We start from the raw sequence: 21,250 nt of genomic DNA, 5'->3' as shown, positions 1-21,250 counted from the left end.
AAAAAATGAAATCCTTTTTCTCCATATTAATAATGTCGTTCTTGCTGCTGTCTGTAAACGCTCAGGAAAGATACGTGCAAGATTTATCTGATAATAAGTGGAAGATCATTTTAGATCCAAAAGCCGGTTGGAAGAACGATGTATTGTTTGCACCGCCCCTGAGCATCAAAAGTCTGCCTGTAAACCTGCCCGGCTTCGGCTGGCAAAATCTCGGGAAAGAAAATGGGGTAATAACAACATTGCCCGCTACAGTAGAGCAGTTTTTCTGGGGCGAAAATGGCAATAGCTTCGGAGTGTCGGGTAATTACCTGGGAGTATCATGGTTTACCACCAACGCGAATGTCCCCGCCTCATTAAAAGGAAGGCGGCTGACCTTAAATTTTGAAAGCGTGCGCTTCAGAGCTGAAGTTTTTGTCAATAGAAAACTGGTTGGCTATGACCTGGTCAACGGAACACCCTTTAAAGTGGATATTACTGACGCCGTAAAATATGGCGGTACAAATGAAATCGCCGTAAGAATTACCGATCCTAACGGGAATTTTGACTGGCGCGACTCCCAGAATTTTATGTGGGGAAACTACCGGACCAATCCAACACATGGATTTGGCGGAATAACAGGGAGGGTAAAGCTTATAGCCACCGACGAAGTTTTTATTGAAGACATCTTTGTTAAAAATAAACCGAAAGCCAATGAAATTGATGTGGATGTAACCATGTTCAATGAAACCGGGAAAAACGTTTCAGGGACCTTGTCGCTCCAAATAAAGGAAGCAAAAGGGGGTGGTATGGTAGTCCTGGAAAAAACATATCCGGTTTCAGCGTTCGGAAAAGGCGGGCGTTTAAGTTCGTTCAGCCTTTCGGCAGATGATGTTAGGCTATGGAGTCCTGATAGTCCTGAGCTGTATTTACTGACTGCCAGGTGGATCGGATCCGATAAAAGCAACGATGTTTATCAACAAAGGTTCGGGTTCAGGTGGTTTGAAGTGAGAGATGTTGAGGGAGATAAGCAATTCTATTTGAACGGCAAACGCTTTGTCGGACTAACTGCGATCAGCTGGGGCTTTTGGCCGGTTAACGGCATCGCACCATCAGATCAGCTTGCAAGAAAACAAATAGAAACTGCAAAAAAGATAGGCCTGAATATGCTAAACTTTCACCGCACCATAGGGCAGCAAAATGTGCTTGATTATGCGGATGAACTTGGCTTATTATATTTTGAGGAACCAGGAGGAAACCAATATCCGGCTGATAGATTTAACGCTACAGACCCAATAGGAAAAATGCAGGCTGATTTCTATTTCGCCACACGAAATGAGAAGCTTTTCAGAATGATCAAAAGGGACAGAAACCATCCTTCGTTGGTTATTTATAATATGCATAACGAGCGTGGCGCCCAGCCGCAGAAACAAGACAGTGTGCAGATGCTGGCTGCTCATAAGCTCGATCCCACGCGTATCCTTACTTACAACTCCTCTAACGGCGATATCAAAATGGGACCTGATAAGCGTTTCAAGCTTCATCTTCTGCCATACGATTTTACCTTCCGGGATTATGGCTGGTTCGATCAGCATCATGCAGGAGGCCCCGGAACCTATCATGATAATTTGTATAGAAATCCCACAAACTACCTCAGGTACTTTGATCACAAAGACGAAATTCAGTATTATGGTGAGGAAGGCGCTATTGGTACGCCGCCCCGGCTTCAGCTAATTCGGGATGAGATCCTGAAAGCAGGGGAGAAAATAGGTTGGGAGTCTGATGCCTATTTAAAATGGTACGATGCATACGACGATTTTTTAAAAAATACGCCAGGATTTTCAAAAGCCTTTCCTAATGTTGATTCACTGACCCGAAATATGGGTAATGTGGCCTACTATTATCAGGGCAGGATAATTGAAAATATACGGATAAGCAATCAGGTGGACGGATATGCCGTGAATGGCTGGGAAAGTATGAAACTCGAAAACCATTCGGGAATCGTGGATAATTACCGGAATCCCAAAGGCGACACGGAGCTGATTGCGCGCTACGCCAAGCCTTTGTATGTGGCGGTAAAAATGAATCATAAAGTTTTGCAGCTTGGCGATACCACAACTGTCGATTTTTTTATAGTAAATGAAGCAGGCATTAAGGGCAACCATACTTTGGAAGTGAGTGTCGAAGCAGATGGTAAAACGACTGTAGTAAAAACTATCCCGGTTACTGTTACTGGCGGTTCCACTTATGGCGAGCTGCTTTCTGCCGGACTGCCGATAATTCCTTCACAGGCAGGATACACTAAGGTAACTGCGAAACTGCTGAGTGCCGGCAAAACCGTCGCATCGGGAGATGACAAGATCTTTGCCGTAGCTTTAGATACAAAGGGCATTCCCGAAGATGGTATGATAGCTGACACCAGTGGCGTTATTTCAAACTTCCTTCGATCTGCCGGCGTAAAATCTTTCAAGGAATTCAGATCTGGCCGCCCTGTTGGGAAGTACATGATTACCGGCGCTTTTGATCCTCAACAAACCGGCAATCCCCTGGTTACCGAGATACTCGAATGGGTAAATGAAGGGAACACTCTGATTGTAGCCGGAAACATAGAGAAATGGGCAACCTTTTTAGGACGTAAAGAGATAATCGACTATAGAGGATTGAAAGAATTGGGTACAACATGGTACGGTGGGAACTTCTTCGTCAAAGAACACGATATCTTTGCCGGGCTGCCTCAAAACTGTGTATTCAATTGGGAATACCAGAGTCTAGCAACTTATAACAAAGCGCGGATAGGTCTGCGTTTATTTAATGGTGAAACCGTTGTTGCCTGTGTTGCAGATCATAAGCCGGAGGTTTATTCGGCGCTTAGTGTTGTGCCTCACGGAAGAGGAAAGATCATTCTTTCTGCTCTGGATCTCCTCTCCACCATAAAAGACTTAAAGCTTACCAAAGTGGCTGAAGGCGACGGCGAGAATGCGTCTAGTGCAACCTTCAATAACTCTTCTCAAAACAAGGCTAATATAGTCGGGCAGCAGATTCTGTTGAACCTAATCAAGCAAGGCAGTAAGTAAAAATGGTAATGCGGATTTGTTACTAAGTACAATTTCAGGAGCAGCAGTTTTTGCAGTCGTTATTCTGATTTAAAGCAGCGGGAAAAGAACAACTTTGGTTGTGTATTTCCAGAATTGCAGGGGAATGTTATATCAATTTTGTTCAATGCTTCGCAATAATTCAAGGGCTAGTTAAGAATTTTATCGACTCTGAAATATAACTGAGCAGAGAAAAGTAAGTGGTACACATATTCGCGTTATTCATCATTTGACCAATTTTTCTACCTTTTATGCCAAAAAATAAACCTTGATTCAAGCTGCTAAGCATAGCTTTGTAGAGTGCTGCACGGCCTTCTTAGCTGCGTTTTGGCACAGCATAACCAATTTATTAACTTTTTAAAAAACATTTATGACCAAAGTTTACTAACAACTTTTATCAGCTCATTCCGTAAAGAGCAGGGAGGGGGATGCTTTTAAAATGATCTTTTTTATGTAAGGGGGCAAATCTTCGGTCTGATGATTTCATTCATCTCGGGGAGACAAATAATTCGGAAAAATTGAGAATTATTAGAGGACAGCAAATCCGAGTAAGAATTCGTAAAAATCTTCGATAGGACGCCTCATTATCAAAAAAAATAGTTATTTTTAAATTAGTCCGGTTCATAAAGATGTTCAGCATTTAATTGATACCCGGCCCTGCAATAATTATTAAGCGTTATAACCAATCGCTAATTCCAAACAACTTAATTACTAAATCTAAATTACTTGAATTATGAAAAGACTGCTACTTCTCCCATTCTTGCTGTGGTTTTCGCTCAGCTTGTTTGCACAGGAAAGGCAAATTACCGGTACGGTGAAAGAAAAGGGGACAGGAGATGCGATGCCCGGTGTTTCAGTCCTGCTGAAGGGAACCAGTGTGGCAACCAGTACAGATGAAAACGGCAAATTTGTTCTCCGGACGACACAGACGGGAACTGTGCAGTTGGAAATCAGGATGATAGGTTTTACTACCCAAACTGTTTCAGTGAAGGAAAACGGGCCAGTAAACATTACCCTGGCAGAAGATTCCGAAGCTTTGCAGGAAGTTGTGGTTGTGGGTATGGGTTACGGCTCCGCCATAAAGAGAACCGAACTTACAGGTTCTGTTTCTACCGTTTCCGGAAAAACCCTGGCGACCGCGCCGGTGTCATCGGCAGCGGAGGCATTGCAGGGAAAGGCAGCCGGTGTACAGGTAACCTCTATGGACGGACAGCCTGGTGCTGAGATTAACATCCGTATCCGCGGCGGAACCTCTGTAACCCAAAGTAATGCACCTCTTTTTATCGTTGACGGCTTTGCTGTGGATAATATCAATGATATTCCCCCGACTGATATTTTAAGTATTGATATCCTTAAAGATGCTTCTACTACAGCGATTTTTGGTGCGCGCGGCGGGAACGGCGTAGTGGTAGTAACTACCAAGCGTGCACGTGCGGGTAAATTAAGCATTACTTTCAATCACAATACGCAAGTAAGAACGCTTGCTCGCAAAATGGAATTGATGAATCCTTATGAATTTACGAAAATTCAGTACGAATCGGTTGTTGGTAATAATGGAGACCGGCAGCGATTCAGGGGCAATTTTGGTAACCCTGCGGATTTAAGCTTATATAAACGTTTTGAAGGAAATGATTGGCAGAATGAGATTTTAGGAGGGAACCCTATCAATCAAATGTATAACCTCACCCTAAATGGGGGCTCACAAGCCCTAAGGTTCAATACAAGTGTAACCCATCATGATGAGGATGGGGTACTTGTGGGATCGGGAGTTACGCGGACTACTGTTAATACAAAAGTAGGTTTTGACCTCTCCGACAAAGTGAAGATCCTGATCAATCCTCGCTTTTCTTATCGTCAGGACAGGGGCGCTGGGGCGGATAAAGTAGGCGGCGGCGGTCTTATGGATGTACTACGCTACCGGCCCATCAACGGCCTCCGCGATTTTGCATACTTTCCAGCGGAAGACATTGATCCTGAAGATGAGCGATCTTTCGTATATACAAATCCGAAGGGAGACATCGATCAAAACTATTTGAGAAGAAACGGGTATGATTTTACCAATCAGGCTTCAATTGAATGGAAAATCGCTCCTGGTCTGATCTTCAATTCATTGGGTACTCAATTTATGGCATACAGATTTACGGATATATTTTCGGGAGATTTGACTCCGCTTGCCCGGGGTAATGACAATAAGCCGGTGACCGAACTTCAAACTCAAAGAAGAAACAGGTATGGTTGGACCAATACCTTAGAGTATGCAGCGTCTAAAGCTAAGCACAGCTATAGATTCCTGCTTGGGCAGGAACTCCGGAGCGACTCGCAGTTTGGAAGCGCAAGCCTCTCTCGTTATTTTCCAAAAGATGTGGATCCCGAGCGGGCGATCAGGAATTTAGGCCTGGGAATTCCATGGAGATCGACTTCTGAAATAAGCTCGCCTGAACGCTATTCGTCGTTTTTTGGACAGGCCTACTATGATTTTGAAAAGAAATACCTGCTTACGCTTACCTACCGGGCCGATGGCTCGACCAAGTTTGCGCCGGGAAACCGCTGGGGGCATTTTCCAGCCGTCGGAGCCGCTTGGGTAGTAACAAACGAACCTTTTATGGCCAACCAGGACTTGTTCTCCCAGATCAAATTACGCGCGGCGGTCGGTGCTGCCGGAAATAATCGCATTGATGACGATATGTGGCGCTATCAATATGCTGTTAGACCGTCAGGTGGCCCAGGGTGGGGAGAGAGCAATGAAACCGGAGCAGAATACTATACCAATACGGGCGGAAGTGTTTTTCCTAACCCTGATATTAAATGGGAGACCACGCTCACACGTAATCTGGCTTTCGACATTTCGATGTTTAACGATCGCCTGACCCTCACACCTGAGGTGTATTGGAACACCACCAAAGACTTGCTCTACGAAAGTAATATTCCTAACACTACAGGATATGCGAAACAAATGCAGAACATTGGTCAGGTAACCAACCGTGGATTCGATCTGGCCGTTACTGCTCAGGTGGTTAAAAAACAGAACGCTTACCTGAATACGACCCTCACCTTCGGAAAGAACAAAACACGTATCGACAAGCTTAACGGCACGGAGAATGAAATTTGGCTTACTAACGACAGATGGAAATCCAGCGAAAGCGACTATTTGTTAAAGGTGGGCGATCAATTGGGGCTTATCTATGGCTTTGAATACGATGGTATTTACAGATTTGATGAATTCGACATGCAGGGCCTCAACTACGTAGCTAAAGCCGGAACTGTCAATAATGATGCACTTTTTGGAACGCAGCCGGGAAGGCCTAAATTCAAAAACTTCGTAGACGAAGATGGCCAAACCAATGTAGTAAACGATAACGACCGTGTGGTGATTGGAAACACCAATCCAAAATTCAGCGGAGGCCTTAACTTGCAAGGCGGCTGGCGTAATTTTGATATTTCTGCCAACTTCTTTGGAATGTATGGATTCGATGTTAATAACGCCACCCGTTATATGTTGTCATCGTTCATAGACAACAGAAATAACTACTATAATATCCTGCCAGAGTTCAACGAAAACAGACGCTGGCGTTATGCCGACGATGTTTATGGCGACAGAATGGTGAGTGATGCTCGTTATACTACGCAGTATCACGAAGTCAATGCCGACGCTGAAATTTTTAGTCCGGTAGATATCGGAAAGAGAGTAACCCATTCTTATTTCATCGAAGACGGTTCTTTCCTGCGTTTGCAGGATCTAACTCTCGGTTACACATTACCGCAAAGCGCTTTGAGGCGGATCAAGGTGGGTAACCTCAGGGTATTCGCCAGCGGTTATAACTTGTTTATATTGACTAAGTATAAGGGCTATGACCCTGAAGTGGATGTTCAGGGCTCACTTACCCCTGGATTAGACTATAATCGTTATCCACGAAGCCGCAGTTTCATGGCAGGTTTTAATGTTACATTTTAAATAAGATATGTACATGGTACAGATAAAATATAGAGATATGAGGAAATATATTATAGTTCTCAGTACAATATTACTGGGCCTTAGTTCCTGTAAGAAAGACTTTTTGGATGTTAGCTCCGACTCCAAATACGAAGGCGATTATGTCTTTGGAAATAAAGAGGAGATAGGTCGCGCGTTGAATTCCATATATGCTTCTTTAATGAGCAACGACACGTATGGCAACGCCTACTTTAGTACTTTTGCCTTAAACAGTGATGTGGAGTTTACTGCCTTTTCGAATGAAGTAGCAAGCATAAATGGGGAAGAGTTCAGAGCTTTTGACGGTGCCCAGCATTCTGTGTCTGCGCAAAGATTTTGGAATAAGCAATACGAAGGTATCGAACGTGCCAATATCTTTATCGAAGGCATTCAAAGCAGCCCGGCTTTTAGTACGCGCGATATGGACCTTACACAGCAGCTCGGTGAGGCTAAAGTCCTCAGAGCTATGTTCTATCACGATCTGGTGGTAATGTATGGCGATGTGCCCTTTAATACACAACCCTCTATGAAACTTGGATCTTCCTTCGTGATTCCGATTACCGACCGCAACGAAATCCTCACTTTCCTTATTGAGGATCTGAAAAGCGCTTCCCCGGGCATGAAATACGCCGCTGCTTTAGATTATGGTGTGGAACGCGTATCCAAGGAATTTTGTCAAGGAATGATCGCCCGGATGGCATTAACTCGCGGCGGGTACTCCCTATACCCGGAGGGTGTTAATGGTACCATGAAACGTATGCCGGATTACAAAACATACTACCAGACTGCCATGCAATATGCCGATTCGGTCATTTCATCTGGTACGCACAGCTTGAACAAATCATACCGGGATGTATTCATTGATGAGTCTAATTACATTGTAAGTAATGCCGATGATCCAATCTTTGAGATTCCTTTTCTGAAACGTTCTACCAGTAATGTGGGTTATGTTACCGGGCCTGCAGTGTCTTCGGTTGAAGGTGTTACCAATCACCCCTGGGGCCCCTCTAACGGTGGTATGCGATTAAATGCCTTTTATCATTACTCCTTCGATCGCGAGGATCTCAGAAAGGATTATACTGTTGGAATGTGGAATTACGATGCGGTGGGAGTGCCGCAGGTACTCACAGACTATAGCATGTACAATAATAAATGGTCAAAATTATGGGCTACTCAGTCCAATGCTTTGGGAAATAACAGCTCTGGTGGTACTGGTATTAATCTGCCTTATATGCGCTACGCTGATATTTTATTGATGTATGCCGAAGCTGTCAATGAGGTAGAAGAAGGATTAGGCGGGCCAAATGGAGTAAAAGCAATTAATGCGTTTAAACAAGTTCGTAAACGAGCATTTAAAACAGCAGACCATTCAATGAAGGTTGACGGCTATACCAACACGGTAGCTTCCTCTAAAGAATCTTTCTTTAATGCCATTGTAGACGAACGGAAATGGGAGTTTGGTGGTGAAAACATTCGCTGGAAAGATTTGGTTCGCTGGAACCTATATTCCAAAGTAGTATACGACAGTTTTATGGAGTACTATATCGTAGCTTCCATGGCCGGAGGAGACTACATGACCGGTTCCGAGAAATATCAGGATTTACCCGTTAATAAATTTTACAAACGCGAGCCAAACACGGGCAATAGGAGCGATTATCCGAATACTACTTTGCCGGTTATTAGATTTCACAACCCTTGGGAAGCTGTTTTGCATCCTGGCGCCGGCTGGGAGACGGCCACTCTGTATGCCTGGTACAATGAAGAAACTTCAATGCCCAGAAACCAGATCCTTTACTCATTCCGTGGCTATATTAAAGGTGGCCCGGCAGCTAATTGGGAAAGTCTAGACCGCAACAATCTGCCGCCAGTGCGTTATATCTTGCCATTACCCAATAGTGCTATTCAAATGAGCAATGGCACGTATAAGAACCAGTACGGTTATAATTAATGAGGTATCAATAAAATGAAATATGAAAACTAAGATTTTTATACTAAACCTTGTTCTGGCAGGCATGCTGACAATGGTTTTCAATGGCTGCAAGAAGGAGATTCTTGAACTTACCGACGAAGAAGAAAATAGATCGTTTATGGCGATGTTTCGTCAACAGGCAAATACCGGAAAAGCCGGTGACCCACTAGCAAGTCAGGTTGTGAATACCAACGATATGTATCTGGTATGGAACGGCATCAATGGTGCTTCGGGCTACCGAATCCAGATGAAAACCCAGGCCGGTTCCTGGGATGTTCCGGCCGATATTCTTTGGGATACCATTGTTGGACCGGAGGTGCTTAAATACACCAAGAAGGATTTGCAATATTCAACCAAACATAATTTCGCCATACAAACCCTTTCTCCCAAGGGAGAAGCTTATCACTCAAAGTGGTACGGAAAAGGAGATCCGGGCCACAATGATGAGCGGGCAGAGTGGGAAATGGGAGAGCGCAGAGGTATTCCAGATGTGGTGTCTGTTGGTGGTGTGACAGAAACTAGCCTGCGGGTGTATTTCGACCTGACAGTGCCTTCTGGTTCAGATCGTACAGATCCTTCAAAATTGAATCCTAGCTTTCAGTATGAAAATGAAAAGTTCTTAATGGACGAGATTTTAATCCAGCCCGCTTCAGTAAACAGAGATCTGCCCACAAAGAAGATCGCGCTGACTCAGGCAGATCTGGACAAAGGATATGTTGATGTTAGCGGCTTAAGCTCTAACGCATTGTATGTGGTAAATGGGCTTAACAATAAGGTTGTGCGTTATTGGGACCGCTTATATAACACTACCATGGTACGTATGAGAGGCCAGGTAGGTGCACCCATCCTTATTCCTCACATTGTTGACGAGACCAATACCTGGGCGAAACAACATAATGCCTCGCGCCTCGATACAATATTGAATAATTATCTATTTGATAATACCCTCGCCGAAGGCACGATATTCATGCTCGAAGCAGGCAAAAATTACTATTTAGGTAGCGGTGTTGTTTTAGCTAAAGGCTTAACCTTGAAAACAAATACTCCTGGTACAAAGCCAATTGTGTTTATGGGGCTTGGCTATAATGAAACCGGCAACCAGGCACTTGCTTATAACTTCCAGTTGGGGCGTCCTGCGCAAGCCGGTGAAATTGGTAGTATTACCGTAGGTGATGTGATCTTCGATGATATCAACTTCGAAGTTCCTTATGCGGTTAACTTCTTCAATCAGTCGTTATATCCGGGCAAGAGCATTACGGGTAACTATTTTATAAATCAGCATTCGGCCTCTATGCCGTTCACCTGCTCTAAATTAGAAGCCCGTAACTGTAATTTCCAGGGTATGGTGCGCAGTTGGTTTAGAACGCAGGGCTCAAACCGCCAGGTGATTGAAAACATCATCGTCGAAAAATGTTTGTTCCATGATGTGGGTATGTATGACGTTAACGGCCGCGGATATCCCTTCATCACCGGAGATGCAAAGTCGGAGAAAACCAATATTTTCAACAACGTAGTAATTAGAAATAACTCTTTTATTGGAATGAGCTATGATCAGCTTTTGCGTGAAAATGCAAATCTGGCATGGGCAGCGAGTGTGGTTTGGAATGTAACTATCGAAAATAATACGTTCTTAAACGCCTTTGCAATCACAAATGACCGGTACCTGATACAGCATATGCATCCTCCGGCCAACAGTAAATACACGATCAGGAAGAATCTATTTATCGCGGTGAAGGCTGCCGGCGATGCGAGGGCATTAAATCTGAGTGGTATGAACTTCAGGACCTACCGCCCGGGCTTGAGCTTCGATATTGCTGATAATTATTCAACCTCAGCAAAATCGGCAAACAACGCGATTACCTACTATTCTTCCGCAGAGATCTTTACTAAACAGCCGTTTAGCCATACTGGCAACGGAGCAGGTTACAATCCTGGAACAGGTGCAGGAAGCCTAAATGTAGGCGGTTTGGAAGCAACAAAAGTGATCACAGGTCCAACGCCTATTGCTCCGGAGAACCTGCTGGTAGATCCTTATCCGAAGGGTAAAAAAGTTGGGTCAGCCTGGGATACTGATGCTCATATTTATAACCTGAACGGCTTGTTTTTCAAGAATACTCCGGAAGTGCGAAATCATCCGATTTATACTAAAGGAATTGGAGATCCACGTTGGAGGTAATTGATTGGAGATATTTCTCCTAAATTTAATGGGAATTGATTCCCATATAGTTTAGTCTGAAGTTTACATCACCAAGGTTAATGAAAAAGCCCGGTTTACTTGTAGAAGCCGGGCTTTTTCTTTTTCGGTGAGGAAAGGAAGATTTAATAAGCAGTATCAAATGCTTAACGCAGACCCGAGCGTATCGATTAGATTCTTCGACGTCAGGTTAGCTTAGGTTTATCGTTCCTGATTAAGTTCAAGTGTTGCTTTCGGGCATAATAATAAACCTGAAAAAACGAAAGGTTGTAACTTTTCTCTAATTTAGCGTCTGCCTTTCTCATCGCAGCGTCTTGCTCATAGATCAGAACCCACCCAATACGTAGGATAAACGTAGGATGACTATACTTACACTACAGCTAAGACGAACCTAAAAGCCATCATCACGCTTTAATAATCCGGCAAAGCAACATTATGCATTTGAAGACGTAAGCGAATGGTTATTACAACAGATATCAGACACTTTAAGCCAAGTACCTCGACGCTATTCTATCCGCTTAACCAGCTGGCGGGCCACCTTGACATGATCAAAAATTTACTTCACAAAAAAAGGCCAGATCTTTCGATCCGGCCCGCTTATGATTTTTTAATAACTATTTTCCTGGAATAATGTCAATAATAACCGTTCTGTTATAAAACCGCTCTTCCGGAAGCTTGTTTTCAAACGGGGTGCGGTCAGAGTCTTCTCCAAAACCAAGGGTTTCGAATTTTACGTTGCTTTTGCCCGCTCTTGTTAAGGCTGTTTGAATTATTTTTTGAGTTTCCGTTGCTCTGCTATGAGATAATTTATGATTATAATCTTCTTCACCGATAATATCGGTATGGCCATGCACAATCACAGTCGAACCAGAAGTGATCAGAGGTGAAACAACATCGCTTAAGAATTTATCATACGATGCGATCGAGTTTGATTTATCAAAGTCAAACAGGATACTATACCGGTAACCTTTTTCTGTACTCTCGTCCTGGCGAACTAGTGCAACGGTGGTTTCCTTTCTCACAGGCAATCCGTTCTTAGATTCGCCCAGCATTACTACTTTATAGTTACCAGATTTGTTATTCCCTAAGATAGAAGTACCGGTCATGCTCTCCCGATCGCGGGTGAAAGGTCCGTAATGCTTAACCGTGCCTCTTTCATCTGTCAGGTCTAAAGTCCACGACTTAAGCACTGCATTTGCTCCATCTACATTGAAAATTACATGACTGTCCAGAGGGTCAATTTGTGTGGCAAGAATTTGAACCGGCTTCATCATTCCGCCACCAACTTCCATTAACAGTTCTGGTGATGCGCTGCTGATATCCACCCTGCGATCTCCCTCACGAAGAAGAACCAGTTCTTTTGTTCCACCCGGTTGTTCTGATGGGATAAGTGGTTTCGTACGGCCAACGGTAGATATTCTTGAACCATTGATTCCGAACACAGACACCATATATTGTTTAATGGCTTCTGCAAACAGCTTGCCCTCCTGCGGTCCGTTTGCCGATGCTCCGCTTAAAGCGATCACTGCACCCGGATTAGCTCTCATCCTGTCTCCTAAAATATTCAGGATGTTGTGATATACATTTAACTGCCTTGCCGAACGCCCATTCATGCTAGGCGTTTGCTCATTTTGCAAAGAAGCCTCTCTAAATGCTGATGCCTGGTTATTTGTAAGCAATACATACCTGGTTGGGATAGCTGCCGAGCCTTCATTAAAGAACACCGAATTACGTAACGGCAGCGTTTCGCTTACCAGACGTTTTGCAGGTACTGTTTTTGGAGCACGAACGGTAAAGGTAACTTCCCTTGCCGGGATGACAGCCACCGGAACTTCCGCTTCTTTTACTTTTCCGGCTCTTCCGAACTTCAATGCTATACCGGCTCTGACCGTTGATACCGACCAGCTTTCTATGTTACGCGCATCCTGACCGAAGTAGGGATGGTACGATACGAAAGGAGAAAGCGAAGCCTTTGTTTTACTGTTAGGCGAGGAAATTGGCAGATCGTAACCCATTCCAATCTGACCGGAAAAGATAGTGCTGTTAATTTCACTGAAATCCTCATTCGTGTCGGGTTGTTTCAATTGCGTGTACTTAAACTCCTTCTGCATTGCAAATGCCACACGCGGTCCTGCAAAGAAATAGAGATTTGTTGACGGTACACCTAAGCGTAAGCTGGGCTCAACGGTAAGGTAATCAAGGTTGGTTTTTAGCGTAGCCGGACAATCGCATGGAGCCATTACGCTATCGAACTTACCGCCGCGGCCATCATATCCAACGTTGAGCATAAAACCCAACATACCTGCAGGGCGGTATTCCATTAAAAGCGAACCGTAGGGGCGTACGCCGTTCCCTTTGTGAAAGGCGGTTGGAACAATTAATGAATTGTTCAGTCGCTGGGTTGTACCGCTGTAAAAGTTCAGGTTAGCAGCACCTGATAAGCCGAACCACCATCTGGGCTGAGCTGTTTGAGCCGTGGCGATACTTTGGCCGAGAATTATCATCAGTGAAGAGATGATAAGGGTAAATGTGTTTTTATTTATGGGTAACATAATGATCTTTTTAGATTAATTTTTGTGTGACAAATAGCTTTAAAAAATACCCGCCAACAGGCGGGTATTTAATTTATGGTTGTATAATAGTAGTCCCGATTAAGGTAACCGCTGTTTGCGCTAACAATCTGCCGGTTACTATGGTGCCATTGTTTGTAGAGACCAGCGTTTTACTCAGAATGATTCCGCTAAAGTTGGCGTTCGTTCCAAGAGTTGCCTGCCCCGCAACTACCCACATAATGTTTTTGGCTTGTGCCCCGCCTTGTAGTACAATTCTGGCACTGTTACTTATTGTAAGGTTCTGTGCTATCTGGAATACCCAGGTATCATTTACTCCGCCGGTAAGAGTCAGCGTTGTATTTGGGTCGATCAATACGCCCGTGCTCCATTTGTATAAACCAGGCGCCAGATTAAGTCCCGAAACATTTCCTGCACCTCTTTCAAGAACCGGTGCTGGCGTTACCAGACCATTCGCAGTAGTATATGCGGTTTCCATGTTAGATACCGCAGTGGTCAGATTTGCCGGAGTTGGAGCGGCATAATCCGATGCGTATATTCTGCCGGTCACGATAGGTGAGCGCGAATATTGCCCGCTGGCGTCCATAATCAAACCAAAGCCTGTAATGGCAGTTGCTGCAGCCGGACTCACGCCGATGTCGCCGTTTACTAACGTGATACCTGTGGTCGAAATTCCTGCCTTGGTTAGGATAGAAAAATTACCTGCACCGCCCAGACCAGGAAGAATTGGCCCTATTCCTGCACCAGCAACCGGTCCGCCGGAAGCAAAGATTGCGGTGATGTTTTTATTTGCATTTACCGTTAATGTTAAAGGATTTGTCGATCCGCTTGCATCTCCACTCCAGCCGGTAAATGAATAGCCGCTATTCGGTATGGCTCTGATTGTTGCAGAAGCTCCGGACGCATATACACCCGAGCCGGTTGTTGTTCCTCCTGCCGTTGGGCTGGATGTCACAAGAACCGTAAAGGTTGGAACCTGACTGAAATTGGCAACCAGGTCAACATTTCCTGCCATATTAAACTGGTAGCTTGCGTTGGAAGAAAGGGGAACAGTTGGGGCTCCAACCCTCGTCCAGTTAACAAAGGTATAACCCGCATTTGGTATAGCTGTCACAGTAACAGGTGAACCTTGTGCAAAATCGCCTGCACCTGCGGTTGTTCCGCCGGCTATTGGATTTGACGATAAGGTAATTCTTGGCAGGGTTGTAAAGCTCCAGACGTAATCCTCTGCCATCGAAGTACGCAGGGTGTCTTTCGCACCGGTAGTAACGGTTCCTGTATAAGTGGTAAAGGGCTGCAGGTCGTTTGCCGGGTCAAACGTGAATGAGTTTCCGTCTGCAGCGGGGCCTACCACGCCCGCGATAGCCGTGTTGCCTTGTTTTAACGTTACTGTTGTGGTATTAATAGTGGAACCTTTCATGCTTGTGTTGAAGGTTAGGCCGATGGTTTTGTTGACAGGCACATCCACCGCACCGTTTACGGGATCGGTAGTTACTACAGGGCAAACGCCTGAAATTTCACCTTCAAAATCATCCTTTTTACAGCCTGTAATAAAGGCTGCGAGTATAATGATCCCGAAAAGGAGCAGGGCGTATATTTTTGAATAGCCCCGGCTTTGACGCGCAGCAGTGCTATTCCTCGTTAAGGAAAAGTTTGTTGTCATGATCTTTAATTTAATGCTTTTGATTTTTCTTGAGAGAGAAATTCAGACGACACCTGCTTGGTTATTTAAGGCAAGGTGTAAAGGTGTTAATTCGCATGTTTCGGCCCGGTTGGCCATTCATTGTTTTATTGAGATGATGCTCGTTAAAACTGATGAACTATTGAATATCGAGTTGTAGGTACAGGGACAGTAGCTCTGTTAGGTAACTCTATAAAGGTGTTATTTGATCCAAGCTTTTCCAGCTCAGGCTTTATTGTCATCATGCAATAAAGACGTATGCGATTTTCTATACCAGGTTACTTGCAAATCCAGTGCCCTGAGTTTTTTTAAGCGGATAATAAATTTGACGCCCGTGCAATTATTCACGCTCAGATGCGTGGGAGTGGTTTATGAGATTATATTTTAATGAAAAGAAATTATCAGGCAATTAATGTCTCTTCTAATACGTTAAGGTTTTATACTAATGTGCTCGGTTTGGGCTAAAAGTGTAGCAATTTTAGTTCAATACAATAAAGCCATCAGTTAGTTATAAGGGCCGTAGCTGAATATTTGACTTGCTCACAAAAACCCCGAAACCCTTAAATAAAAACGATTACCACCATTTAAATGCGTACCATTACATATAATCATTAAGTATGGAATATAATATCCCGAAGCTATTACAGAAGAAAAAGAAAAATATAATTGAGTTGTGGATTACAAATCAGCTTTCGGAGGCCGGTTTAAGAGAAGATCTGATTTCCAATGAAGAGATCAGGCAGCAATCTGAAGAACTGGTAGATTCCTTTGTATCAAATCTGAATCAGGAAAATATTGAAGATGTAAACTCCGGCGACTTTGATGGCGTAATTGAAATTCTTTCAGGTATATCAATTACCAGAGCAAGACAAGGTTTCAGCCCACGGGAAACCGGCGCTTTTATTTTTGGATTGAAGGAAGCCTTATTACAGTTGCTTCAGCAGGAAATTAAAGAAGATAAGGAAACCCTTTATCAGGCTACATTGCAGATCAACCGTCTGCTTGATAGTTTTAGTATCGTTACTTTCGAAACCTTTATCAAGGGCCGTGAAGAAGTTATCTTACGCCAAACGGATGAGATTACTGAAATCTCAACTCCGGTGATCCGGGTGTGGGATGGGATACTTGCCTTACCAATTATAGGTACCTTAGACAGCGCCCGTACTCAGGTGGTGATGGAAAATCTCTTACAAGAAATTGTCGAAACGGGCAGCAGCATTGCTATCCTGGATATATCGGGAGTTCCGGCTGTTGATTCGCTTGTTGCGCAACATCTTATAAAGACAGTAAGCGCTACCCGTTTAATGGGGGCCGAATGTATTATCAGTGGAATTCGCCCCGAAATCGCCCAAACCATCGTCCATTTAGGTATCGACCTTTCAAATATTATCACCAAGGCTACACTGGCCAGTGCTTTAAAGTTTTCTTTTCAGTCGCTAAAGTTGGAGGTAAAAAAAGTACAGGTAGTTAAAGCGGTTGTATAATGGAGAAGATTCCTATTCTTAAAATGGGGCCATTTTTATTGGTTACCATTCAGGTTGATCTCTACGACAGGCTGGCCTTATCACTGGAAGCAGATCTGGTGCAAATGGTGAAAAAAACTGCCGCCAAAGGTGTTCTTATCGATATCTCGGCTGTTTCTATCGTAGATTCTTTTATGGGAAGGATCTTTGGAAATATTGCCGGAATGTGCAAAATTCTCGATGCAGAAACTGTGGTAGTAGGTATGCAGCCCGCAGTGGCAATTACACTGATCGAGTTAGGCCTTCCGTTAACAGGGGTTCACACTGCTTTGGATGTTGAAAAGGGAATGAAGCTTTTAACCTCGAAAGTAGATATTGATATAGAAAGCGATGACGACCTGGACGATGATCATAACACTATCTAAGGATGTAATGCGGATTGTAGCCGATCAAGACGTGGTTCCGTTTAGGAACCGTGTGAAAGAGTGCGCAGTCAAAATAAAAATGGGCCTTGTTAATCAAACCAAACTGATTACCGCTGCAAGCGAGCTCGGCAGGAATATGCTGAAATATGCCAGTGGCGGCGAAACCTTGATTGAAATAGTTACCCGCGGCCGCGACAATGGGGTGAGGCTCACCTTCAAAGACAAGGGACCCGGGATAGCGGATCTGAGTTTAGCCATGAAGGATGGTTATTCAACCGGCAAAAGTCTTGGTTTAGGTCTGCCTGGAGCAAAGCGACTGGTAAATGAGTTTGATATCAAAAGTGAGCCAGGAAAAGGGACTACAGTAGTAGTAATTAAATGGGCAAATGGATAATGCAACACACACAAGTTATTGTGCAGAAGATAGAAGTTATTTTTCCTTATTAAAGAAGGATATCAACAGGAAAGCCGCAGAAGCGGGTTTCGATTCGAAGAAGCTCAGTGAGCTGGACATCATCGTTGCTGAAATGACATCTAACCTCCTGAAGCACGCGGATAAAGGCGAACTTTTGATGTGTATTACGGGAGAGGCAGGTCAGGAATATCTCGAGTTAATCTGCATCGACAGCGGTCCGGGTATTTCAGATCCCGAAAGGATGAAACTCGACGGCGTATCAACAACAAGTACATCCGGCAACGGCCTTGGAAGTATAAAGCGTTTGTCTGATTATTTTGAGATCTATAGCATCAAAGGCTGGGGAACCATCCTTTTGTGCCGCATTTATAAAAGTCCGGAAGACAGGGTTAAGCCTAAAAAGATAGATATTCGGTTTCTTGTGGTAGCTAAGCCCGGCGAAACGGTAAGCGGCGATGGCGGAATGTTTATTCACACTCCCGATCATTTTAAATTATTAGTGGCCGACGGGTTGGGTCATGGCCCGGAAGCTCATAAGGCTATTGTTGAAGCCAGGGAAGCGTTTAAGATTTGCAAAAATGATGACCCGGTCGACATTATCAGGTTCCTGCATCAATCGATAAAAAAAACACGCGGTGCCGTTGGAACCGTAGTAGTGTACGACTTCAAAAGAAAGATCTGGAAGATTGCAGGAGTAGGAAACATTACCACCGGTATGATGAATTATCAGAGTGTGCGCAATCTGATGTCGTACAATGGTATCATCGGTCATAATATTCCAAATACCATGTCGAGCCAGGAAATTTCTTCTGATGATTTCCACCAGATAACCTTATGCTCGGATGGTTTAAAAACACGCTGGGACAGTACAAAATACCCGGGTATCCATAAATACGATTTATCATTCCTTGCAGCAGCCTTATATAAAGACTACGGGCGCAGAACAGATGATATGTCTGTTGTAGTTTGCAATGTTCATTAGTATGCTAGAATTAATTACCCTTACATTAGAAAATGAAATGGACCTGGTTTTGGCTCAGAAAAAAGCTTCAAAACTATCGGAGATTCTGAAGCTAAGCCTCTCCACCCAGGCCACTTTTGTAACGGCTATTGCAGAACTCTGCAGGGTAGTGATCGACTTCACCGATACAGGCGTTCTTTCGCTTGGCCTGGTGCAGAAGTCAAACCGCTATTCATTATCTGGCATAATACAATACGACAGTGTAAAGGGCTCTACTATTTCGGATGAAAGCTTTTTTTATGCCAAAAAACTCGTTCCCTTATTTCAAAATTATGAGCTGGCTGATAAAGTGATAATCGAAATTGGTATCAATCTACCGCGATCCATCAGCCTGGATCAGGTGAAAATAAAGTTTCTTAAAGACTATTTTGATACCGAGCCGCCTATTTCAGCCTACGAAGAGGTTAAACGGAAAAACCTTGAGTTGTTTCTTATTGCCGAAACTAAAGACGCGCAACTGAGACAATCTAAGTATATAGACGAAAAGCGAAATGAATTTATATCCATCGCCAGTCACGAATTGAAAACCCCGATCACCATTATTAAAGCCTACACCCAACTGGCGCTAATGGGTAAGGAGGCCTGTAGCGAACAGGTTAGAGACTTTCTGTTGAAAATTGATGCACAGTCAACCAAGCTTAGAAACCTTGTTCAGCAGCTGCTGGATACTTCTAAGATTGAGAATGGCCGACTTGAATACAATTATGAGGAGGTTGATTTCAACTCCTTTATACAGGAGGCCTCATTTTTACTCACCCATTTATTACCCAAACACGAGTTGACTGTAGAGCTTGGCGCAAGTGTAATGGTGAAACTCGACCGTGAACGGATGGACCAGGTGTTCACTAATCTGATAAGCAATGCCGGAAAGTACTCGAGGGCCGGTTCTAAAGTTGTTTTACGAACTGCAATCTGCAAAAAAGGAAACCTGACGGTCTCTGTTGCCGACGAGGGAATCGGCATGTCTGAAGAAAGTATCGAAAAGATATTTCAAAAGTTTCATCGCGATAAGCAGGTCGTCAACGGATATTCGGGTCTTGGTATGGGGCTGTATATAGCCTCTGAGATCATCAACGATCATGGCGGTAAAATATGGGTGGAGAGTACTAAAGATGTGGGTTCTACATTTTTCTTTTCGTTGCCCGGAATGGGCGTTTGCTAGAAATGCTTTTCTAAGGCGCAGAGCAAGAAAACTCAAGGTCTTTGAGTCTCGCAGCAAAGGTTTTAGCCACAAAGCAGAATTTTAGCGTCTTCTAGTCTTTGCAGTCAAGTCGCTGTAAACCAGCCAAAAATACAGAAGTAGCGCTATATGAGGCGCCCGGTAATATAATCGAAACATTAAGCACGGTATCGAGTTGCATCTATAACTCTCCCTTGTAAAACTCAAGAAAAAATGAAACGGATATTGTGTGTTGATGATGATCAGGAAATTCTTGATATCTATGAGATAATTTTATTGTCCGAAGGATACTCGGTCAAAACTTCAATTTTTCCGGTTGATATTCTTCAGCTGATATTAGAATTTGAGCCTGATTTAATTATTCTCGACATCAATATGAATGAAATCAATGGACTAGAGGTTTGCAGAGAAGTGAGATCATACATCAGCAACGAACATACTCCGGTGATTATGATCTCCTCAGACGAGTCGATACATACAGCAGTTTGCGACTTCGGAGCCACCGCCATTATTCTCAAACCATTTCAGATAGATCATTTAACTGAAACAGTAAAATATCACCTTTCTCCATCTGCAACGGTTAGCTAATTTTTTTGGACGTACATCAGGCGACTTTCGGTATTTTGAAACTGAAGGTTGACCCTGAGCCTAATTTGCTTTCAACGCCCAATATTCCTTCCTTAATAGATATCATCCGAAATATAAAGCATAATATGGTCGGCCTGTCCGGCAAGCAATTTTTTTCTTTAGCATTTTCGATCGCAAATAATTTTTAACGCCTTCTGTTCCTGTTAAAGGCAATTAAAAACTCCGGAGTCGACGACATCTCTTCTGAGGGGCCTTGCTTCAAAAAATGAGGATTTGCTTTCAATAGTCTTGACTTTACCATATGGTGAAGCTGGACAAGTGTTTCAGGCAATCCTTTTTTAGAGATGGTAGGATGGTATTTTTTTTCAAGCTCCAATTTTTGCTCTCCAGATGCCAGGCACAAATCCCAGTCTTCATCATCTTTGAACCAGTACTCCTTGGCGCAATTACCTAAATCAAACACATACATTTTCGCCTGTAATTCTACCGTTGAGTTTATCATATTACTTCTTTTTAGGGGATATAGGTTCAATCTTTGATACTGAATTCTTGCCACTCTGATAGTCAGACGGTGCTTTCTTGCTTTCGGTACTTGCCGCTTTCTTACTGTTTTTGCTGCCTTTGTCTTTGCTCATGATAGTTTAATTTTAAATGTTAAATCGGCTGATTTTAATGGTGAAGCTCAATCCCGTTTTAAGCAGAGTCA

General features: G+C 43.6%; 14 protein-coding genes. 10 read left to right on the top strand and 4 right to left on the bottom strand.

What is annotated here, in order from left to right; genetic code table 11:
* Positions 1 to 5: 5 nt before the first annotated feature.
* From J3P43_RS14765 to J3P43_RS14750, 4 genes are all read left to right on the top strand, one after another.
* Positions 6 to 3,050, top strand: coding sequence for a glycoside hydrolase family 2 protein (locus J3P43_RS14765; protein WP_255903751.1), 3,045 nt, complete (start codon positions 6 to 8; stop codon positions 3,048 to 3,050).
* A gap of 751 nt (positions 3,051 to 3,801) precedes the next feature.
* A complete protein-coding gene (locus tag J3P43_RS14760) occupies positions 3,802 to 7,020 on the top strand; it encodes a SusC/RagA family TonB-linked outer membrane protein (RefSeq protein WP_255903749.1) in 3,219 nt (1,072 codons plus the stop codon).
* A gap of 37 nt (positions 7,021 to 7,057) precedes the next feature.
* The gene (locus J3P43_RS14755) at positions 7,058 to 8,986 is read left to right on the top strand and encodes a RagB/SusD family nutrient uptake outer membrane protein (protein WP_255903747.1); all 1,929 of its coding nucleotides are present in this window, start codon (positions 7,058 to 7,060) and stop codon (positions 8,984 to 8,986) included.
* Between the two features lie 22 nt (positions 8,987 to 9,008).
* Complete coding sequence (locus J3P43_RS14750; RefSeq protein WP_255903744.1) at positions 9,009 to 11,183, top strand: hypothetical protein; 2,175 nt, start codon at positions 9,009 to 9,011, stop codon at positions 11,181 to 11,183.
* 632 nt (positions 11,184 to 11,815) lie between these two features.
* Here the strand turns inward: J3P43_RS14750 and J3P43_RS14745 are convergent.
* Positions 11,816 to 13,753 carry an OmpA family protein gene (locus J3P43_RS14745; RefSeq protein ID WP_255903742.1) on the bottom strand — a complete coding sequence of 646 codons (1,938 nt, stop codon included), beginning with the start codon at positions 13,751 to 13,753 and terminating at the stop codon, positions 11,816 to 11,818.
* A 73-nt stretch (positions 13,754 to 13,826) separates the two neighbouring features.
* The gene (locus J3P43_RS14740; RefSeq protein ID WP_255903740.1) at positions 13,827 to 15,434 is read right to left on the bottom strand and encodes an ice-binding family protein; all 1,608 of its coding nucleotides are present in this window, start codon (positions 15,432 to 15,434) and stop codon (positions 13,827 to 13,829) included.
* 635 nt (positions 15,435 to 16,069) lie between these two features.
* Between J3P43_RS14740 and J3P43_RS14735 the strand changes: the two genes are divergently transcribed.
* The 6 genes from J3P43_RS14735 to J3P43_RS14710 all read left to right on the top strand — a co-directional run bounded on the left by J3P43_RS14735 (position 16,070) and on the right by J3P43_RS14710 (position 20,544).
* On the top strand, positions 16,070 to 16,936 hold the full coding sequence (locus J3P43_RS14735; RefSeq protein ID WP_255903738.1) for an STAS domain-containing protein: 867 nt from the start codon (positions 16,070 to 16,072) through the stop codon (positions 16,934 to 16,936).
* Positions 16,936 to 17,340, top strand: coding sequence for an STAS domain-containing protein (locus tag J3P43_RS14730; RefSeq protein WP_255903736.1), 405 nt, complete (start codon positions 16,936 to 16,938; stop codon positions 17,338 to 17,340). Before J3P43_RS14735 ends, J3P43_RS14730 begins: the two co-directional genes overlap by 1 nt.
* A complete protein-coding gene (locus J3P43_RS14725) occupies positions 17,306 to 17,734 on the top strand; it encodes an anti-sigma regulatory factor (RefSeq protein WP_255903734.1) in 429 nt (142 codons plus the stop codon). The genes J3P43_RS14730 and J3P43_RS14725 overlap by 35 nt, the downstream gene beginning before the upstream one ends.
* On the top strand, positions 17,727 to 18,737 hold the full coding sequence (locus J3P43_RS14720) for an ATP-binding protein (protein WP_255903732.1): 1,011 nt from the start codon (positions 17,727 to 17,729) through the stop codon (positions 18,735 to 18,737). Before J3P43_RS14725 ends, J3P43_RS14720 begins: the two co-directional genes overlap by 8 nt.
* A 1-nt stretch (position 18,738) precedes the next feature.
* Positions 18,739 to 19,938, top strand: a complete 1,200-nt coding sequence (locus J3P43_RS14715) for a sensor histidine kinase (protein ID WP_255903730.1) — start codon at positions 18,739 to 18,741, stop codon at positions 19,936 to 19,938.
* 231 nt (positions 19,939 to 20,169) lie between these two features.
* Positions 20,170 to 20,544 (top strand): response regulator, encoded by a 375-nt coding sequence (locus J3P43_RS14710; protein WP_255903728.1) that lies wholly within the window; start codon positions 20,170 to 20,172, stop codon positions 20,542 to 20,544.
* A gap of 184 nt (positions 20,545 to 20,728) precedes the next feature.
* Here the strand turns inward: J3P43_RS14710 and J3P43_RS14705 are convergent, their stop codons facing one another.
* Together J3P43_RS14705 and J3P43_RS14700 are read right to left on the bottom strand one after the other, a co-directional pair.
* Complete coding sequence (locus tag J3P43_RS14705) at positions 20,729 to 21,046, bottom strand: hypothetical protein (RefSeq protein ID WP_255903726.1); 318 nt, start codon at positions 21,044 to 21,046, stop codon at positions 20,729 to 20,731.
* Between the two features lies 1 nt (position 21,047).
* The gene (locus J3P43_RS14700) at positions 21,048 to 21,179 is read right to left on the bottom strand and encodes a hypothetical protein (RefSeq protein ID WP_255903724.1); all 132 of its coding nucleotides are present in this window, start codon (positions 21,177 to 21,179) and stop codon (positions 21,048 to 21,050) included.
* Positions 21,180 to 21,250: the final 71 nt, after the last annotated feature.

Source organism: Paradesertivirga mongoliensis, assembly GCF_024436395.1.
GTDB lineage: Bacteria > Bacteroidota > Bacteroidia > Sphingobacteriales > Sphingobacteriaceae > Paradesertivirga > Paradesertivirga mongoliensis.
This window is presented reverse-complemented; position numbering and strand designations above follow the sequence as displayed.